General features: G+C 71.3%; 17 protein-coding genes. 7 read left to right on the top strand and 10 right to left on the bottom strand.

Annotation, left to right across the window (positions count from 1 at the left end; genetic code table 11):
- Positions 1 to 105: 105 nt before the first annotated feature.
- From PV682_RS14610 to PV682_RS14600, 3 genes are all read right to left on the bottom strand, one after another.
- Complete coding sequence (locus PV682_RS14610; protein ID WP_319729572.1) at positions 106 to 579, bottom strand: carboxymuconolactone decarboxylase family protein; 474 nt, start codon at positions 577 to 579, stop codon at positions 106 to 108.
- A gap of 85 nt (positions 580 to 664) precedes the next feature.
- Complete coding sequence (locus tag PV682_RS14605; RefSeq protein WP_319729570.1) at positions 665 to 985, bottom strand: hypothetical protein; 321 nt, start codon at positions 983 to 985, stop codon at positions 665 to 667.
- A 39-nt stretch (positions 986 to 1,024) separates the two neighbouring features.
- On the bottom strand, positions 1,025 to 1,930 hold the full coding sequence (locus PV682_RS14600) for a GNAT family N-acetyltransferase (protein WP_319729568.1): 906 nt from the start codon (positions 1,928 to 1,930) through the stop codon (positions 1,025 to 1,027).
- A gap of 279 nt (positions 1,931 to 2,209) precedes the next feature.
- On the opposite strand from PV682_RS14600, the gene PV682_RS14595 reads away from it, so the two are divergent.
- The 4 genes from PV682_RS14595 (at position 2,210) to PV682_RS14580 (ending at position 6,935) form a co-directional block, all read left to right on the top strand.
- Positions 2,210 to 2,395 carry a hypothetical protein gene (locus PV682_RS14595; RefSeq protein ID WP_319729566.1) on the top strand — a complete coding sequence of 62 codons (186 nt, stop codon included), beginning with the start codon at positions 2,210 to 2,212 and terminating at the stop codon, positions 2,393 to 2,395.
- Positions 2,396 to 2,480: 85 nt separating this feature from the next.
- The gene (gene sthA, locus PV682_RS14590; protein ID WP_319729563.1) at positions 2,481 to 3,884 is read left to right on the top strand and encodes a Si-specific NAD(P)(+) transhydrogenase; all 1,404 of its coding nucleotides are present in this window, start codon (positions 2,481 to 2,483) and stop codon (positions 3,882 to 3,884) included.
- 283 nt (positions 3,885 to 4,167) lie between these two features.
- Positions 4,168 to 5,625 (top strand): APC family permease, encoded by a 1,458-nt coding sequence (locus PV682_RS14585; RefSeq protein ID WP_319729561.1) that lies wholly within the window; start codon positions 4,168 to 4,170, stop codon positions 5,623 to 5,625.
- 350 nt (positions 5,626 to 5,975) lie between these two features.
- Positions 5,976 to 6,935: a KH domain-containing protein gene (locus tag PV682_RS14580; RefSeq protein ID WP_319729598.1), complete on the top strand. Its 960-nt coding sequence runs from the start codon at positions 5,976 to 5,978 to the stop codon at positions 6,933 to 6,935.
- 14 nt (positions 6,936 to 6,949) lie between these two features.
- Here PV682_RS14580 and nicT read toward each other — a convergent pair whose 3' ends face one another.
- From nicT to PV682_RS14560, 4 genes are all read right to left on the bottom strand, one after another.
- Positions 6,950 to 8,056 carry a Nickel transporter NicT gene (gene nicT / locus PV682_RS14575; protein ID WP_319729559.1) on the bottom strand — a complete coding sequence of 369 codons (1,107 nt, stop codon included), beginning with the start codon at positions 8,054 to 8,056 and terminating at the stop codon, positions 6,950 to 6,952.
- Positions 8,057 to 8,165: 109 nt separating this feature from the next.
- Positions 8,166 to 9,107, bottom strand: coding sequence for a lysylphosphatidylglycerol synthase domain-containing protein (locus PV682_RS14570; RefSeq protein ID WP_319729556.1), 942 nt, complete (start codon positions 9,105 to 9,107; stop codon positions 8,166 to 8,168).
- A 106-nt stretch (positions 9,108 to 9,213) separates the two neighbouring features.
- Positions 9,214 to 9,633 carry a YybH family protein gene (locus PV682_RS14565; RefSeq protein WP_319729555.1) on the bottom strand — a complete coding sequence of 140 codons (420 nt, stop codon included), beginning with the start codon at positions 9,631 to 9,633 and terminating at the stop codon, positions 9,214 to 9,216.
- A 173-nt stretch (positions 9,634 to 9,806) separates the two neighbouring features.
- Positions 9,807 to 10,406, bottom strand: a complete 600-nt coding sequence (locus PV682_RS14560; protein ID WP_319729552.1) for a TetR/AcrR family transcriptional regulator — start codon at positions 10,404 to 10,406, stop codon at positions 9,807 to 9,809.
- Positions 10,407 to 10,540: 134 nt separating this feature from the next.
- Here PV682_RS14560 and PV682_RS14555 point away from each other — a divergent pair, with 134 nt between their 5' ends.
- Genes PV682_RS14555 through PV682_RS14545 form a run of 3 tightly spaced genes read left to right on the top strand, consistent with a single transcriptional unit; the run spans position 10,541 to position 13,697 of the window.
- On the top strand, positions 10,541 to 11,659 hold the full coding sequence (locus PV682_RS14555; protein WP_319729550.1) for an FAD-dependent monooxygenase: 1,119 nt from the start codon (positions 10,541 to 10,543) through the stop codon (positions 11,657 to 11,659).
- Positions 11,656 to 13,101 (top strand): MFS transporter, encoded by a 1,446-nt coding sequence (locus tag PV682_RS14550; RefSeq protein ID WP_319729548.1) that lies wholly within the window; start codon positions 11,656 to 11,658, stop codon positions 13,099 to 13,101. Before PV682_RS14555 ends, PV682_RS14550 begins: the two co-directional genes overlap by 4 nt.
- The gene (locus PV682_RS14545; RefSeq protein ID WP_319729546.1) at positions 13,098 to 13,697 is read left to right on the top strand and encodes a DUF6461 domain-containing protein; all 600 of its coding nucleotides are present in this window, start codon (positions 13,098 to 13,100) and stop codon (positions 13,695 to 13,697) included. The genes PV682_RS14550 and PV682_RS14545 overlap by 4 nt, the downstream gene beginning before the upstream one ends.
- Here PV682_RS14545 and PV682_RS14540 read toward each other — a convergent pair.
- The 3 genes from PV682_RS14540 to PV682_RS14530 are packed head-to-tail and all read right to left on the bottom strand — an operon-like array spanning position 13,687 to position 17,395.
- Positions 13,687 to 15,513, bottom strand: a complete 1,827-nt coding sequence (locus tag PV682_RS14540) for a hypothetical protein (protein WP_319729542.1) — start codon at positions 15,511 to 15,513, stop codon at positions 13,687 to 13,689. The two genes, PV682_RS14545 and PV682_RS14540, sit on opposite strands and share 11 nt — an antisense overlap.
- 6 nt (positions 15,514 to 15,519) lie before the next feature.
- A complete protein-coding gene (locus PV682_RS14535) occupies positions 15,520 to 16,392 on the bottom strand; it encodes a carbohydrate ABC transporter permease (protein WP_109363219.1) in 873 nt (290 codons plus the stop codon).
- 28 nt (positions 16,393 to 16,420) lie between these two features.
- Positions 16,421 to 17,395 carry a carbohydrate ABC transporter permease gene (locus PV682_RS14530; RefSeq protein ID WP_319729540.1) on the bottom strand — a complete coding sequence of 325 codons (975 nt, stop codon included), beginning with the start codon at positions 17,393 to 17,395 and terminating at the stop codon, positions 16,421 to 16,423.

The following is a 17,395-nucleotide window of genomic DNA, read 5'->3' as shown; positions in this document are numbered from 1 at the left end:
GGCTGGGCTACATCAGCCCCATCGCCTTCGAACAGCGATCAGCTACGCTGACCACTGCCGCATAGCAAACGGTGTCCACGCTTCGGGGGAAGGCCCCGGCTTCTGTCAGCCGAACATGCCCGGCTGGTAGTCGCCTGCGGGCTGGCGGATGATCACGTTGGCCCGGTTGTACGCGTTGATGAGGGCGATCAGGGACACCAACGCCGCCAGTTGCTCCTCGTCGTAGTGCTTCGTCGCGTTCTGCCAGGTCTCGTCCGAGACACCGCCGGCCGCGTCGGCGATGCGGGTGCCCTCCTCGGCCAGGGCGAGGGCGGCGCGTTCGGCGTCGGTGAAGACCGTGGCCTCGCGCCAGGCGGCGATCAGGTTGAGGCGGGTCGCGTCCTCGCCGGCGGCGGTGGCGTCCTTGGTGTGCATGTCGGTGCAGAAGCCGCAGCCGTTGATCTGGCTGGCCCGGATCTTGACCAGCTCCTGGGTGGCCGCGGGGAGCGTGGAGTCCGAGACGACCTTGCCGGCCGAGTTGACGTGCCGGAGGACCTTGCCGAAGAGCTGGCTGCCGAAGAGGTTGAGGCGGGCTTCCATCGTGTTCTCCCTGTGCCGTTCCGTTGGGTACACCCCTTAGACAGCGGGGAGAGCGCGAGTGTGACAGCCCTGGATGTGATGCCCGTCACTCCTCCTCGAAGGGTTCGTCGCTCCACCGGAACCACGCCCGCTCCCCCTCGATGTGCAGCAGGAACTCCGGCACCGGACCGTCCGGGGAGGACAGCGAGACGCGGCTCGCGATCTCGTCGTACGCGGACTCCCACTCCTCGGCCCACCCCTCGCCCAGCAGCGCCAGCTCACGGGTGAAGAGGGGTTCGACCGCCGCGTACCCCGGCCCCGGCGCGAAGCGGCCCGAGAGCCAGGGGAAGTCGGCGTCGTCGATCGTGACCGTACCGACCTCCTCGCCCCCGCACCGCAGCCGCCAGATCTCCCCGTCGAACCCCATGTCCCCTCCGGTCCTCTCAGTCCGTCTCACCCCAGCTTGTCACCCCCCACCGACAACGCCCTCGCAGGCGAAGTTCACCCGCTCCCGCACCACGGGATACCCGGCCTTCATGAAGTGCGCGGCCATCGGGAAGTTCCCCTGGTCGGTGGCCGCGGCGATGAACCGCGCACCCCGTTCGGCGAGGTAGTGGGTGCACTCGGCGAGCAGGTCGTACGCGTACCCGTGCCCGCGCTGCTCGGGGACGACGCCGATGAACCCGATGCAGGGCCCGCTGGAGTTGTGGGCCGGGATGTGGATGCCGGCCAGCTCTCCCTCGGGCGTACGGGCGACCTGCCACCACTCGCGGGGCGACGGGCACCAGCGGAAGAAGTCGATCTCCTCCTGCGCGGCCCGGTCGAGGCCGCCCTCCTTGATGGCCTTGCGCGCGTGCGCGTCGAGGGTGACGGAGTGGATGCGGCGCAGGGCGTCGAAGAAGACGGCGTCGTCGGGTTCGGGGCCGAAGGAGAGGCGGCCGGGGCGGTCGGGGAGGCCGCGTTCGGGGGTCCAGCGGTAGATGTAGCGCTCGACGAGGACGCGCTGCCCCGCTCGCCGTGCCGCGTCGATGCGGGCCTCTCCCGCGGCCTTCGTCGCGGGGTCGTCGCGCCAGCCGCCGGGCGGGTTCAGCTCGACGCCGACCTGCCAGGGGGCCGTACGCAGGAGTTCCGCGCCGGCTTCCGCCTCGCCGTCGGCGAAGTCGAACCAGTGCACGGCCAGGGGTTCGGTGTCGCCGGGGCCGCCCCACCAGGCGGCGCGGGCCACGACACGGCCGTCGCGCAGGGCGACGCGCTTCCAGTCGGGGCGGTAGGTGACGTGGCCCAGGGCGTCGGCGGAGCGCAGCGGGTCGGGCAGGGTGTCGAACAGGTGGGCGTCGCTCTCGTCGAGCGCGCGGATGACCAGGTCGGTCACGGATTCCTCCGGGTAGCGGACGTGCGGTGCGCTCCCGGGCAGGTCAGACGTGGCACGCGACGGCGGCGGGGAGGGAGCGCGGGGTCGTGGTGGACTGCATGGCACTCGCCTCCTTCCGTGCGTCTCGGGCGTGCGGTCAGACGATACGACAGCCGTCTCGGGGGCGTCCACGAGTTTTCCGGCGATCTCCGCGGGCACGCGCACATGCGAGCCGCGCGATGTGTGGTGATAGTGGATTTGTCGACCTCGCCGGTCGACCGCACCAGAGGAGTCCATCCCATGACGAGCCCCTCCGAGGACCGTGCCACCCCCGACGCCCTGCTCCACACCCGTACGGGGACCGAGGTGACCGCCGAGGACGTCGTCCTCGCCGCCGGCCGCGACCTCACCCCCGAGAACCTCGCCTGGGCCGAACGCAAACTGGCCACGGAGGGAGACGCCGCGATCGAGAAGCTGCTCCCCTAGACACCCGGCACCCGGCACCCGGCACCCGGCCTGCCCGCACCGACGTCCCCTTCCGGAAAGCCTCACCCCCTGCCACACTCCGACCGTGCCCGATTTCGACATGCTCGTGCTCGGATCCGGTCCCGGCGGCCAGAAAGCCGCCATCGCCGCGGCCAAACTCGGCCGCAGAGTGGGTGTCGTCGACCGCGGCGACATGGTCGGCGGTGTCTCGCTGCACACCGGCACCATCCCGTCGAAGACCCTGCGGGAGGCGGTGCTGTACCTGACCGGCCTCACCCAGCGGGACCTGTACGGCCAGAGCTACCGCCTGAAGGAGAACATCACGGTCGCCGACCTCACGGCCCGTACGCAGCATGTCGTGAACCGCGAGATCGAGGTCATCCGCAGCCAACTGGCCCGCAACCAGGTCCCGTTGTTCGCGGGGACCGGCCGCTTCCTGGACCCGCACACCGTCGCCCTGCGCGAAGTCACCGGCCACGAGCGGGTGCTGACGGCGGAGCACGTCGTCATCGCGACCGGCACCCGCCCCGCGCGCCCGCCGAGCGTGGAGTTCGACGGCCGGACGATCCTCGACTCGGACAACGTGCTGACGATCGAACGCGTCCCGAGGTCGATGGTGATCGTCGGCGCGGGTGTGATCGGCATGGAGTACGCGAGCATGTTCGCGGCGCTCGGCAGCAAGGTGACCGTCGTCGAACGCCGCCCGGCCATGCTGGACATGTGCGACGTGGAGATCGTCGAGGCGCTCAAGTACCACCTGCGCGACCTCGCCGTGACGTTCCGGTTCGGGGAGACGGTCGCGGCGGTGGAGCAGCACCAGCACAGCGCGCTGACGGTGCTGGAGAGCGGCAAGAAGATCCCGGCGGACGCGGTGATGTACTCGGCGGGCAGACAGGGCCTGACCGATGAACTCGCCCTGGAGAACGCCGGGTTGACGGCGGACGCGCGCGGCCGGATCACCGTGGACGAGCACTACCGCACCGAGGTCCCGCACATCTACGCGGTCGGCGACGTGATCGGCTACCCGGCGCTCGCGGCGACGGCGATGGAACAGGGCCGGGCGGCGGCGTACCACGCGTTCGGGGAGCCGGTGGGCCGGATGCACGACCTCCAGCCGATCGGCATCTACACGATCCCGGAGATCAGCTTCGTCGGCCGTACGGAGGATCAACTCACCGAGGAGCGCGTGCCGTTCGAGGTCGGGGTGGCCCGGTACCGGGAGCTGGCGCGGGGTCAGATCATCGGGGACGCGCACGGGATGCTGAAGCTGCTGGTGTCGCCGGTGGACCGCAAGCTGCTCGGGGTGCACTGCTTCGGGAGCGGGGCGACGGAACTCATCCACATCGGCCAGTCGGTGATGGGCTGCGGGGGCACCGTCGACTACTTGGTGGACGCGGTCTTCAACTACCCGACGCTGGCGGAGTCCTACAAGGTCGCGGCGCTGGACGCGACGAACCGGCTGCGCCAGCTGGACCGGATCGGCGACTGAACGCTCGTACGGCGCAAGGGAGTTCGAGAAAACCGGTCGTAGAGGTTACCCGACGGTCAATCTTGAAAGGTAAACCGTTGGGACTATCATCACTCGCATACTCGGTGTGACCGGCCGCCGACGGAGCGGTGGTGCGACAGGTCCCGCACGCAGGTTCCGTACGGCCTTTTTCCCGCCGCCGCCCCAGGCCCATCCCTGGACGCGCGGCGGTGCAACCCCCCACCCCCCACGCGCCGCCGGGCAGTTCCCGCCGCGCGGTGTGCACGACGGAAAGCAGCGCACCATGAGCAACAGCAGTGGTCGAGGGCTTCAGGCGAACGTCCTCGGCACCTTCGAGACGACGGTGATGGCGCTCGCGGGCAGCGCTCCCGCGTACTCGATCGCGGCGACGACCGCCGTCCTGGTCGGCGCGGTCGGTCTGGCCGGCCCGGCGGCCCTGCTCTACTGCGCGCTGCCGATGCTGGGCATCGCGCTCGCCTACCGGCATCTGGGCCGCATCGACGCGAACGCGGGGGCGGCGTACTCGTGGGTGGGGCGCACGCTCCATCCGTTCCTCGGGTTCCTCAGCGGGTGGGCGCTGGTGGTGTCGACGACCATCTTCATGGTCGCCGGGTCGCTGCCCGCCGGGTCGCTGACGCTCTCCCTGTTCGACGAGGGGCTCGCGGACTCCACGGGCTGGTCCACGGTCGTCGGCGCGGGCTGGTTCGTCCTGATGCTGGGCATCGTGCTCGGCGGGGCGCGGCTCACCGCGCGGGTCCAACTCCTCATGTCCGGCATCGAGTTGGCGATCCTCGCGGTCTTCGCCGTGCTGGCGTTCCTGCATACGGACAGCGCGCGGGCCTTCGACTGGGCCTGGTTCGGACCCGGGCAGTTCGACGGGGTCGGCGGGTTCGCGGCGGGGGCGCTGGTCGCCGCGTTCTACTACTGGGGCTGGGACGTCAGCAGCAACCTCGGCGAGGAGACGCGCGACAGCCGCCGGACCACCGGGCTCGCCGGGCTGATCGGCCTCGGAATCGTGTTCCTGCTGTTCGAGATCTACACGGTCGCCGTCAATGTCGTGCTGACGCGGGACGAGATCGACCGGGACGCGGCGAACGTGCTGGGCGCGCTCGGGGAGGCCGTGTGGCCCGGGTGGGGCGGAAAGCTGCTGGTCGTGGCGGTGATGCTGTCCACGATCGCGACGCTGGAGACCACGCTCATCCAGGTGACCCGCTCCCTGTTCGCGATGGGGCGCGACCGTACGATGCCGGCCGCGTTCGGCCTCGTCCACCGGCGCTGGAACACGCCCTGGGTGGCGGTCGCCGTCGTCGGCGCGGTCGCGCTCACGCTGCTCGTCGCGTCCAACGCGCTCGGCTCCGTCGGTGAGATCCTCGCGGACGCGATCTCCGCGATGGGCCTCCAGATCGCCCTGTACTACGGCCTCACGGGGCTCGCGGCGGTCGTCGCGTACCGCAGGCTGCTCCTCAAGTCCCCCGCAGCCTTCCTCCTGGGCGGCGTCTGGCCGCTGTGCGGCGCCCTCTTCATGTTCTGGATCTTCGTCGAGTCCCTGGGCTCCCTGAGCACCCCCGCGATCACCATCGGCCTCGGCGGCCTGGCCCTCGGCCTCGTCCCGCTCCTCTGGTACCGCGCCAAGGGCAGCGACTACTACCGCCCCACCCGCCTGGACGCCTCCCACACGATCACGTCCCACGCGGTCCCGGCGGGCAGAGGCGCGTACGAGGGCGTACCCACGGACTTCTGACCCGCAGGACTCGCAGGCCCCGCAGGCCGGGGACGACGACGGGTACGAGGCTGTCGCGCCGATTCCCGGAGGCGCGCGGGGCGGTCAGCGGGACGCACGCCACGCCCCGCGCGGCCCCCGGAACAGCAGCCTCCCGCCCCGACGGTCCCGACCGGCCCGGCCCCCGGGCACTCGGCCCCGGCGATACACCGACTTCCCCACCCTGGCCCCCTGATCCCCCCCGCCCCAGCCCCACGCCGCCCGCCGAACCACCATCCGCCCCCTTGCAGTCACCCCGCTCCGTCCTCCAGCCGCCCTCCAGCCACTCCACCTCCCCCGACACCCCCCGAGCCCCGACCGAGGCAGGCCCCATGGTGCGTGATCGTTTCTCGCTCGACTTTGATCCCGACTGCGGGGACGAGGCGCTGGCCGTGACCCGGCCGGATCTGGTGATCGGGAGATGGCACGGGCTGCGGGAGTTGTTGCGGGCGACGGGGCCGGACTGGGCGGCGCGGGGGCACCGGGTGCGGCGGCTGGCGCAGGTGTGTGCGGGCGGGTCCACCGTGGAGTCGTGGCTGGCGGCCGAGCCGCGTGACCCGGACGCGCTGGTGCTGCGGGCGGCGACGGAGACGACGCGGGCGTTCAACCTGGCGATCGAGGCGGGCCGGGGTGCGCCGATCGACCCCCGGCGGGTGGACGCGGCGGTGTCGGCGTGCCTGGCGGCGAGCGAGGCGTACCCGGTGGACCCGACGCCGTGGGTGTCGCTGATCTCGGTCGCGCGGCTGTACCCGGCGGGGGTGCGGCGGCAGGAACTCGCCCGCTGGTGGGACGAGTTGCACCGCCGGGACCCGTACAGCATGGAGGGCCACCTCCAGGTGCTGCACTACTACTCGGCCCGCTGGCACGGCACGCACGGCCTGATGTACGACTTCGCCCGCGACGCCGCCGGGGTCTCCCCGCCGGGCTGTCCGCTGCCGGTGCTGGTCCAGTACGCCCGCGTCGAGGAGTACCGGCACACCCTGGAGCTCACCCGCGACCGCCCGACGGCCGTCGGCATCGCCCAGCACTGGACGAACGACGGCGCGATCAGCGACGTACGCCGCACCTGGGACCGCTGGCTGTCCCCCCGCCCCGGACACCTCCCGGTCTCCCCCGCCGAACTGCGCGACCTCAACCACCTCGCCCACGCGGCCTGCCGAGCGGGCGAGCCGGAAATCGCCGGCATCCTCCTCGACCTCATGGGCCGCCGCGCGACACCGGCTCCCTGGACCTGCACGGGAGACCCGGCCCAGCAGATCATCCGCTACCGCAAGGAGCTGGCGAGAAGATGACGGCGGGACGGGGTTCAGGGGCGGGTGCTGGAGAGGGTGTCGGCCGGCTCGGTGTGGGGCTCCGGCTGAGGGCCGGGCGTCCACTTCTCCTCGATGCGGGCGACCTTCCACACGATCAGGGCGATTCCCCACGCCGCGACGAACATCCCCGTCACCACGAACCCGAGGGTGTTGAGGTCGAGCGCGGACACCCAGTCCCAGAACGCCCCGTGCAGGTCGAGCTTCTCGGCGGCGAGGCCCAGGAGTTCGGCTGTGCCGATGAGGAGGGCGACGGCCACGGAGAGGCCGGTGACCGTGAGGTTGTAGTAGACCTTGCGGACGGGCTGCGAGAACGCCCAGCCGTAGGCGAAGTTCATGAAGGAGCCGTCGATGGTGTCGAGGAGGGACATGCCGGCGGCGAAGAGGACGGGGAGGCAGAGGATCGCGTACCAGGGCAGGCCCGAGGCCGCGCCGGAGCCGGCGAGGACCAGGAGGGCGACCTCGGTGGCCGTGTCGAAGCCGAGGCCGAAGAGGAGGCCCAGCGGGTACATCTGCCAGGGCTCGGTGATGGAGTTCATGACCCGGCCCAGGAGGCGGTTCATGAAGCCCCGGTTGTTCAGGTGCTCCTCCAGTTCCGCTTCGTCGAACTCGCCCGTGCGCATCCGCCGGAACACCTTCCAGATCCCGGCGAGGATGACGAGGTTGAGGATGGCGATGACGTAGAGGAACGTGCCGGAGACGGCCGTACCGATCAGGCCGGTGATGTCGTGGAGGCTGGAGTCGTCGTCGCGCAGCGGCCCGGCGAGGGTCTTGACGCCGAAGGAGAGCAGCAGCGCGAGGGCGAAGACGACGCTGGAGTGGCCGAGGGAGAACCAGAAGCCGACGGAGAGCGGGCGCCGGCCCTCGCTCATCAGCTTGCGGGTCGTGTTGTCGATCGCGGCGATGTGGTCGGCGTCGAAGGCGTGCCGCATACCGAGGGTGTAGGCGGTGACGCCGATGCCGATGCCGAAGGTCTTCTCGCCGATGCTGTAGTGGTGCGGGGCGACGATCGCGACGAGCGTGAACCAGCCCACGACGTGCAGGGCGAGGATGAACGCGGCCATTCCGGCGACGCGGGTCCATTCCTGCCGGGTCATCGTCATGGGGGTGGTGCCTTTCCTCGCAGACAGTCAGCACCCGCCATGCTCTCCTAGTTGCACATCATGTGCAGTAAAGCCCGCGGCAGATCTTCACCATGGCTCGGCCAAGGGTCTACAGCGCCCGCCGCTTGATCAACGCCACCAGCACGAGCAGTCCCGGCACCAGCGGCAGCCACACCGTCAGCAACCGGTACCCCAGCACCGCCGAGGTCGCCGCCACGGCAGGCGCCCCGGTCGCGGCCAGCGACAACGCCAGCACCGCGTCCAGCGACCCGATCCCGCCCGGCGTCGGCAGCAGCGCGGCGGCACTGCTCGCGGCCAGGTACAGCAGCGCGACATGGACCGGCGAGAGCGACAGCCCGATCGCCCGGGTCACGGCGACCAGCACGCACGCGTGCAGCACGGCGAACGCGAAGGAACCGCCCCACAGCGCCGCCGCCCGGCACGGCCGCGCGTGGACGGCCCGGATGTCGGCCACGACGGCGGACAGCGCCCGCCTGCACCGCGCCCACAGCAGCAGCCCCGGAAGCAGCAGCACAGCGGCGACGACGGCCACGACGGCACCGGCCGGCGCCTCGGGGACCCGCAGGACGCCGGGAGCCAGCGGCGCGAGCATCGCGATCAGCGTGACGCGGGCGATCACGGAAGCCGTCGCCTTCACGCCGAGCGCTGTCGCGGAGCGCGTCGCGGACAGCCCGCAGCGCATCAGGAACCGCAGGTTGACCGCGCTCGCGCCGAGCCCGGCGGGCAGGAGGTGGTTGGCGGCGGACGCCGCGAACTGCGCGGCGACCAGCTTCCCGCGCGGCAGGCTCGGCGGTACGGCGCCCTGCTGGGCGAGGGCCGCGCACCCCCACGTCCCCACGGTCGCGAACGCGCCGCACAGCAGCCAGCCCTGGTCCGCGACGACGAGGCGTCCGGCGCCGTCGGAGACCACCGACCAGTGCCGGCGGGCCAGCCAGGCCACGCCGAGCAGGACCGCGAACGAGCCCAGCAGGGGCCAGGGGACCCGGCGCCGGACGGGGGCGGTGACCGCGGCACACGGCTCGGAAGTCATGTGCGCTGCCTTCTCTCCACGGCCGACGACTGTCACTGGGGGTACCGCCAACGTAACCCTCCGCGAGGCGATCCGGCGTCTCGGGTTCCCCCGGGCGGCGGACTGCTCAGTCGTGCGGGAACGAATGGTGCTCGTGGGCGATCACCCACTCCCCCCGCTCCTTGACCAGCCCGAACGTCAGCCTCAGCCGCAGCTCCGGGCGCTCGGCCAGCTCCCGTTCCGTCCCGCAGCGCACCAGCGCGTGCGCGTACGCGACGTCCGTACCGGCCGTCACCTCCAGCGTCTCGATGTCGAACCGGGCGCCGAGCGCCTGCCAGGCGAACAGGGGCGGCCAGATGACGCGGTACGCGGCGCGCGAGCGAATCCCCTCGTACGGCGGGGCGACGTTGAACATCGACAGCCCCTCGGCGTGCCCGGCGAGCACCCCGTCGATGTCGCCCCGGTGCACGGACTGCGCCCAGCGGGCGATCAGCACACGGATGCGCGCCTCGTCGTCGACGGCGGTGGAGACCTGGGTCGGACACACGGCGGACGCTCCTTTCCTCTCCCCCTCTCTCACGGATACGAGAGTGATCCGTCTTCCTGTGAGGAGGCTGAACTTGCCTGGGTGCACCTCTTCCAACGATTCACTCCCGTACATCCGTTCCCTACCGAATGCACGGATTCCCGAGGCCCGCCCCGGCCCGCCGCGCAGGCGTTCTACGCCAGGGCCCGCAGCCCCGCGAGGACCACGCCGACGATGCGTTCCGCGTCCGCGCGGGTGAACGAGCGCACGCCGCGGTTGACGATCAGGTGGACGGGGCCGGAGATCATCTCGCCGAGGAATCCGCTGTCGACCGGCGGGAGTTCGCCGCGTTCCACGGCGGCGTCGACCCGGCGCCGCATCGCGGCCACGCGCTGGTCGAGGACCTTGGCCAGCGCCTGGACGGCGACGGTCTGCCGGGCGGGCTGGAGGGCCTTCTCCAGGGACTGTCCGAAGGGGGTGTCCAGGACCCCGGCGAGGGCGACCAGGAAGTCGGCCAGGTCCCGGTGGATGTCGCCGGTGTCGGCGACCGTGGCCAGGTCCTCGACGTACGCGAGCAGCGCCTCGACGACCAGTTCCTCACGGTCGGGCCAGTTCCGGTAGACGCTCGCCTTGTGCACGCCGGCCGTCTCGGCGACCTCCTCGTAGCGGAACCCGGCGATGCCGTCGCGGGCCACGAGTTCGACGGTCGCCGCGAGGATCCGCTCCCGCACGCGCGCGGTACGGCCCCCGGGGCGCCGCGCGGCCGGCCGGTCAGTGGTCCCGTCGGCCGTCACCGCGCTCACCTCACGTTCTCTGCTCGGACGGCGATTCTCGCCAGGCACTCCGTTGCGGTGCAAGCCGCCGGGACGTACGCTCAATTAAAGCGACAGATTGTCGCTTTAACATCTGAGCCACCTGGAGCACCCACGTGAAGATCCTCGTCTCCGGAGCCGGAATCGCCGGTCTGGCCTGCGCACTCGAATTAGGCGGGCGGGGCCACGACGTCTCCGTCGTCGAGTACGCCGACCGCCTGCGCCTCACCGGCACCCCCATCGACATCCGCGGCGACGCGCTCGACGCCGTGGACCGGGCGGGCCTGCTCCCGGCGGTCCTGCGCCACCGGATCGACATGTCCGAGCGCACATACTTCGTCGACAGCGAGGGCCGGCCGATCGCCCCGCTCCCCCTCACCGAGATCAACGACTCCGCCCACGACGTCGAACTCCTGCGCGGCGACCTCGTCCGCGTCCTCGCCGACGCCCTGCCCGGCACGGCGACCGTCCGCTTCGGCGACTCGGTCGAGACGCTGACCGAGGACGGCGGCGTACGGTTCGCCTCGGGCCGTACCGGGCGCTACGACCTGGTGGTCGGCGCCGACGGCCAGCACTCCGGCGTACGGGAGCTGGTGTTCGGGCCCGAGGAGGAGCATCTGCGGCATCTGGGCGTGTACTTCGCGCTCGCCGCGCTGCCGGAAGAGGCGCACGCGGACGGGCCCAACTCGATATACAACGTGCCGGGCCGGATGGCGGGGGTCTTCCGGTACGGGGGCGGGGCCGTCGCCGTGTTCCAGTTCCGGTCGGCGCCGCTCGACCACGACCACCGTGACCCGGACGCGCAGAAGAAACTGCTCGTCGACGCCTTCGCGGGTGAGCGGTCGTGGCGGATACCGGAGTTGCTCGACGCGGCGCTCGCCGACCCCGGCTTCTACTTCACCTCGGCGAGCCAGATCCGGATGCCGTCCTGGCACCGGGGGCGCGTCGTGCTGGTCGGGGACGCGGGGTACTGCCCGGCGTTCCTCTCCGGGCGGGGCACGTCGCTCGCGCTCACCGGGGCGCGGTTCCTCGCCGAGGAACTCCGGGCCGGGGACCTGCACGCCGGGCTCGCGCGGTACGAGGCGCGGCAGCGGCCGTACGTCGCCGCCGCGCAGGAGCGGGTGCACGGCGGGCGGGAGCGGATGCTGCCCCCGACGTGGGAGGCCATCGCCGCGCGGAACGAGGCACTGCGGGCCGCCGGTTCGTCCCGGGCCCCCGAGGGGAACGCCCGGTGACCGGCACCCTCGAAGAATCCGCCCCCGCCCTGCGCGAGCACCGCTGGAGCGGGCGCCTCGTCCTGTGGGCGCTCGTCCTCACCCTCGCCAACGTCCTCGCGGACCTGGCCGTCAGCTCGCCCATGATGGTGCTGCCGCAGCTCCTCGACCGCTTCGACACCGACCAGGCCGCGTGGCTGAACGTGAGCGCGCTGCTCGCCGGGGCCCTGTGGTCGCCGCTGCTCGCGAAGGGGTCGGACGTCCTGGGCAAGCGCAAGATGCTCGTCGGGACGCTGCTCCTCGCCTGCGGGGGCGCGCTGGTCTGCCTCGTCGCGCCGAACCTCTGGATCTTCCTGGCGGGGCGCTTCCTGCAAGGGGCCGCGTTCGCGGCGGTGTTCCTCACGGTGGCCCTCGCCCGGCAGATCTGCACGCCCCGGGTGGCGATGGCCCTGATCGGGCTCGTGACGTCCGGGTCGTCGGTCGTCGGGATCGTCGAGCCGTACGTGATGCAGCCGGCCATCGACGTGTTCGGCTACCGCAGCGTGTTCTTCGTGGCGGCGGTGCTCGCGGCGGTCGCCGCCCTGTGCGTACGGACCCTCATCCCCGAGTCGCCGGTCCGGGGCACCGGCCGGGTCGACCTGAAGGGGGCGCTCCTGCTGGGCGGCGGGATCTGCGCGGTGCTGGCGTACGTCAGCCTCGGGGGCGACCAGGGCCGGCTGTCCGGGGGCATGCTCGCGCTGCTGGCGGGCGGGGCCGCCGCGCTGACCGGCTGGGTGCTGCTCGCGCTGCGGACCGAGGAACCCGTCGTCGACCTGCGGGGGCTCAGCCGTCCGATCCTGCTGACGCTGCTCGCGCTGGTCCTCGCGGCGGGCTCCTTCCGGAGCATGCTGCAACTGACGAGCATCGTCGCCCAGGTCCCCGCCGACCTGGGACTCGGCTACGGCCTCGGCGAGGGAGAGGCGGTCGCGGTCCTGCTGTCCGTACCCAACCTCGGCATCGTGGCCGGCGGCACCCTCGCCGGCCTGCTGGCGGGACGGTACGGCCCGGCCCTCCCCCTCCTCGGCGGCATCGCCCTCGGCGCGGCGGCCACCTTCGCCATGCTGGCCGGCGTTTCCGTGCTCCCCCTGGCCATCGCCTGCGGCACCCTCGCCGGCGTCGCCGCCGGCGCGATCGGCGCCTCCGGCTACAACCTCGCCACCAGCCTCGAAGCACCCGAACGGCAGGGCACGGCCGCCGGGTTGGTGTCGGTCGTCCTGGCCCTCGGCTCGGTCGTCTTCACCTTCGCCGGCGGCGAGATCCTCAAGGCCACGGAGATCGCGGGGGTCTCCGCCGACGGCGCCCCGGTGAGCACGGCGACGGGGGTGCAGCTGTACGCCGGGATGACGGGGGTCCTGTTCCTGCTCGCGGCGGTACCGGCACTGATGCTGGCCCGCAGGAGGACTCCGCTACCGTCCCCCTCATGACCGACGGCATCACCTGGCTCCAGGACTACGACGGCCGGCTCACCGCCCTCCTCTTCGCGAAGGGGGTCTCCCCCGAGGAGTTGGCGGCCCGCATGGGAGGCGAACCCCTCCCCGAGCCGGCCACGGAGCTTGAGGTCGACGACCTCCTCGCCGAGCCTTACCGCGAGGACGGATACGGGGATGCCGCGATCCGCGTGGGGACGTACGGGAGCTGGACCCTGGCCGTCGAGTACGGCGACTCCCCGGCCGGCGACCTCCTCGCCGAACTCTCCCGCGACGGCGTCGAGTTGGTCAGGTACTGCCCCGCGCAGGAACACCCGCCCGCGCTCTTCGACCACGCCTTCGACGGCGTCCACCTCTGCGGACACGGCCTCACGGAGGAGCTGTGGCGCTGGGGTGACCAACCCGACCTGCTGGTACCGGAGTTGGCCGCCGCCGGGATCCTCACGGCCGACGGCGGGACCTATCTTCCGGCGGACGGCGAGCGGCACAGGAGCCTGGTGTTCCTGGAGCGGAGGTTCGGGTTGTCCCTCTCCCCCGCGTATCTCCAGGACGCCAGGCTCCCTGTCCACGCGCTGCCACGCCTCAGCGGCTGAGCGTCAACTCCGGTTCGGCCGCCGCGTCGAGACCCCCGAGGACCGCCGTGAACGCGTCCGTGCGGATCACGAGCCCCTCGTCGGCCCACGTGACGCTCACCGTGAACGGCGCCGGGTCCCCGTACCGGATGGCGAAGACGTGCAGGTCGTCGGGCGCGTCCGCGACGGGACCCGCCTCCAGCGCCGTCGAGCTGACCAGGTGGCGCCAGCCCTCGTCGGGGTTGCCGTACCCGCGCGGGTCGGCGGCGAGGACGAACGCCGCCTGTTCCTGGGTGAGTTCGGACCGCGCGTCGAAGTGGTCGGGGCCCTCGGCCGCCGGGTGGGTGAGGCGCAGTTCCCCCGCCGAGGCGACCCCGGCCGCCGAGGGCGTGCGCAGCACACGTCCCGCGTCGTCGGCGGCGTACGGCAGACCGGCCAGCAGGTAGGGCTCCCCGTCGAAGCGTTCGACGGCGACGGTCGTCCACAGGGACGTGCCGTCGGTGACGTACAGGGACCGCACGCTGCGCAGGACATGGTCGCGGCCGACGACCGGCTTGGTCACCAACTTCGCGGTGAGGCCGTCCGCTTGGAGGTCGCGGACCCGGACCTCGCCCATCGGGCGCGTGAACAGGAACCCGTCCAGGACGGGCCCGAAGCCGTGCTGGCGGTTGGTCGCGGCCGGGAGGTAGTAGGTGCCGGCCGCCTCGACCAGCGAGGGCGTCATCTTCGAGTCGAACGCCACCGACACGGTCCCGGCGCGGAGTTGATGCCGCGCGGGCCCGGCCGACGGCTCGCGGTGCCAGACGCTGTCGTCCTGGATCTGCCAGACCAGCATCCACGCGAAGTGCCCGTCGACCCCGCCGTCCGCCTTGACCGCGTGGCGCCCCCACCGGGTGTCGCCCCGGTAGCGTCCGATGTCGGCGCCGATGCGCGAGCCGAAGTACCGCAGCCCCAGCACGGATTCGAAGCCGGAGTGCTGCTCGCTGTAGCGCGGGCCCCCGTTGTCGAAGCCGCCGCCCGTGAGGCGGGCGTCGATGTAGCGGGCCAGCGCCGTGCCGTCCTCGGCGAACATCTCCTCGCCGGAGACCCGGTGGGCCTGGGCGAGGAACGAGAGGGAGATCGGGCCGTAGTTGTTGTCGTAGGCGCCGCCGTGCTCGGGGGGCAGCAGGGCGCCCCGGTCGTACACGCGGTGGGCGCGGATCTTCGACCGGTACAGCTCCAGGGCCGTCGCGCGGACCGACTCGCCTTGTCCCGACGGGAGTTGCCCGGCCAGCATCAGGCCGCCCACGACGCAGCCGATGGCCTGGTTGCCGGCTTCCTGCGGGTTGAAGAAGGTCGCCTCGGTGAGCCAGCGCCAGTAGCCCCGGGCCACGTCGAGGAGGCGGGCGCGCTGGCCCTCGGGGACCAGGCCGTCCGACAGTTCGAGGATGTTGACGGCCTGGAGCAGCGCCCACACCGTGCTCGGCCAGTCCCCGATGGGGTGCGCGCCGGGGGCGAGGACGTAACGGGCGTACGGGAACCCTGAGTCGCGGACCGTCAGGTTCGGGTAGCCGGGGTTGTCCTCGGTGTAGACGCGCTGGTCGAGGTGGAAGGCGAGGCTGCGGCGGACGGCCTCGGGGAGCCGCTCGTCGCCGGAGCGCTGCCAGGCCAGGGCCAGCAACGACGTCATCCCGAGGGAGGTGTCGCCGATGTCGTCGGTGCAGTCGGGGTGTTCGAGGTTGCCCTCGGGGGTGATGCGGGCGAGGGCCTGTTCGACGACGTCGGCGAGGACGGCGTCGTACGCCTCGGGGGTGTCGGGCAGGTCGTGCAGGGGGCCGCGCTGGTGGAGGAGGTGCACGCGGTGTCAGCCCTTCATGCCGGAGGTGGCCATGCCTTCGACCAGCCTCTTCTGGAAGATGAGGAAGCAGATCAGGGTGGGCGCGAGGGCGATCGTCGACATCGCGAACATGGCGCCGTAGGAGGAGCCGCTGGTCTGGTCCATGAAGAGGGTGAGGCCGAGGGGGACGGTGAACTTGTCGTTCTGCTGGAGGTAGACGAGCTGGTGCAGGAAGTCGTCGTAGGTCCAGATGAACGTGAAGATCGTGGTGGTGACCAGGGCCGGCTTCATCAGCGGCAGGATGATCTTCCAGTAGATCTGCCAGGGGTTGGCGCCGTCCATCATGGCCGCCTGGTCCAGCTCGCGCGGGATGGAGCGGATGAACTGGACCATCAGGAAGATGAAGAAGGCGTCCACCGCGAGGAACTTGGGCACGATGAGCGGCAGGTAGGTGTTGATCCAGGTCAGGTTGTAGAAGATCGTGTACTGCGGGATCAGCACCGCCTGCGTCGGCAGCATCAGCGTGCCGAGCATCAGGCCGAACCAGAGCTTCTTCCAGCGGAACTCGAAGCGCGCGAAGGCGTAGGCGGCCAGCGAGCAGGAGACGACGTTGCCGATGACCGCGCCGACCGTGACGATCAGCGAGTTGGTGATGTACAGCGAGAAGGAGTTGCCGGAGCCGTCCCAGCCCTTGCTGTAGTTCTCGGGGTTGAGCTTGTTGGGGATCAGCCCGGGGTGGGTGAAGATCTCCGTGTCGGGCTTGAAGGAGCTGCTGAGCATCCACAGCAGCGGGTAGAGCATGACGATCGCGACACCGATGAGGACGGTGTGGATGAAGATGCGGCGGGCGCCGGTGGCGGAGCGGAGCTTCTGCAACGGCGACGGAGTGATGGCGGACATGGTGGCTTTCCTCAATCGTCAGTCGTCGTCAGTCGTCGTAGTGGACCCAGTAGCGGCTGGCGATGAAGTTGACCGCCGTGAAGCCCGCGATGACCAGGAAGAGCACCCAGGCCAGCGCCGAGGCGTACCCCATCTGAAGGTCGGTGAAGCCCTTCTTGTAGAGGTACAGGGAGTAGAGCATCGTCGAGTTGAGCGGCCCGCCGGAGCCGTTGCTGATGACGAACGCGGGGGTGAAGGTCTTGAACGCGTCGATGATCTGGAGGACGACGTTGAAGAAGACGATCGGCGTGAGCAGCGGCAGGGTGATCTTGAAGAACCGGGTGACGGGGCTGGCGCCGTCGATCGCGGCGGCCTCGTAGACGTCCTTGGGGAGCTGCTTGAGGCCGGCCAGGAAGATGACCATCGGGGTGCCGAACTGCCAGACGGCGAGCAGGATCAGCGTGTAGAGCGCGGTGTCGGGGCTGGAGATCCAGTCCTGGCCCTTGATGCCGAACCAGCTGAGGAAGTCGTTGAAGAGGCCGTCGCCGCCGAAGACCTGGCGCCACACGATGGCGATGGCGACCGCGCCGCCGAGCAGCGAGGGCAGGTAGAACGCGGCCCGGTAGAGGCCGATGCCCTTGATGTCCCGGTTGAGGAGCATGGCGACGGCGAGGGCGAGGCCGAGCTTGAGGGGGACGGAGACGACGACGTACAGCAGGGTCGCGTGGACCGAGTCCCAGAAGACCGGGTCGTCGGTGAACATCCGCTCGTAGTTGGCGGTGCCGACCCACTTCTCCGGGGTGAGCAGGTCGAAGTCGGTGAACGACAGGTACAGCGAGTCGAGCATCGGGTAGATCGTCAGCCCGAACAGGCCCACGAACCATGGGGCCAGGAAGAGGTACGGCCACCAGCCGCCGCCTCGCTTCCTCGCGAGGCGGCGCCGCTGCCGGTCGCGCTCCCGCTGGTCGGAAGGGGTCGCGGCGGGCGACTCCTTCACGACCTCGTCGGTCTTCGCGGTGGTCAT

The sequence above is a fragment of the Streptomyces niveiscabiei genome, assembly GCF_033794345.1.
GTDB classification, from domain to species: domain Bacteria; phylum Actinomycetota; class Actinomycetes; order Streptomycetales; family Streptomycetaceae; genus Streptomyces; species Streptomyces niveiscabiei.
This window is presented reverse-complemented; position numbering and strand designations above follow the sequence as displayed.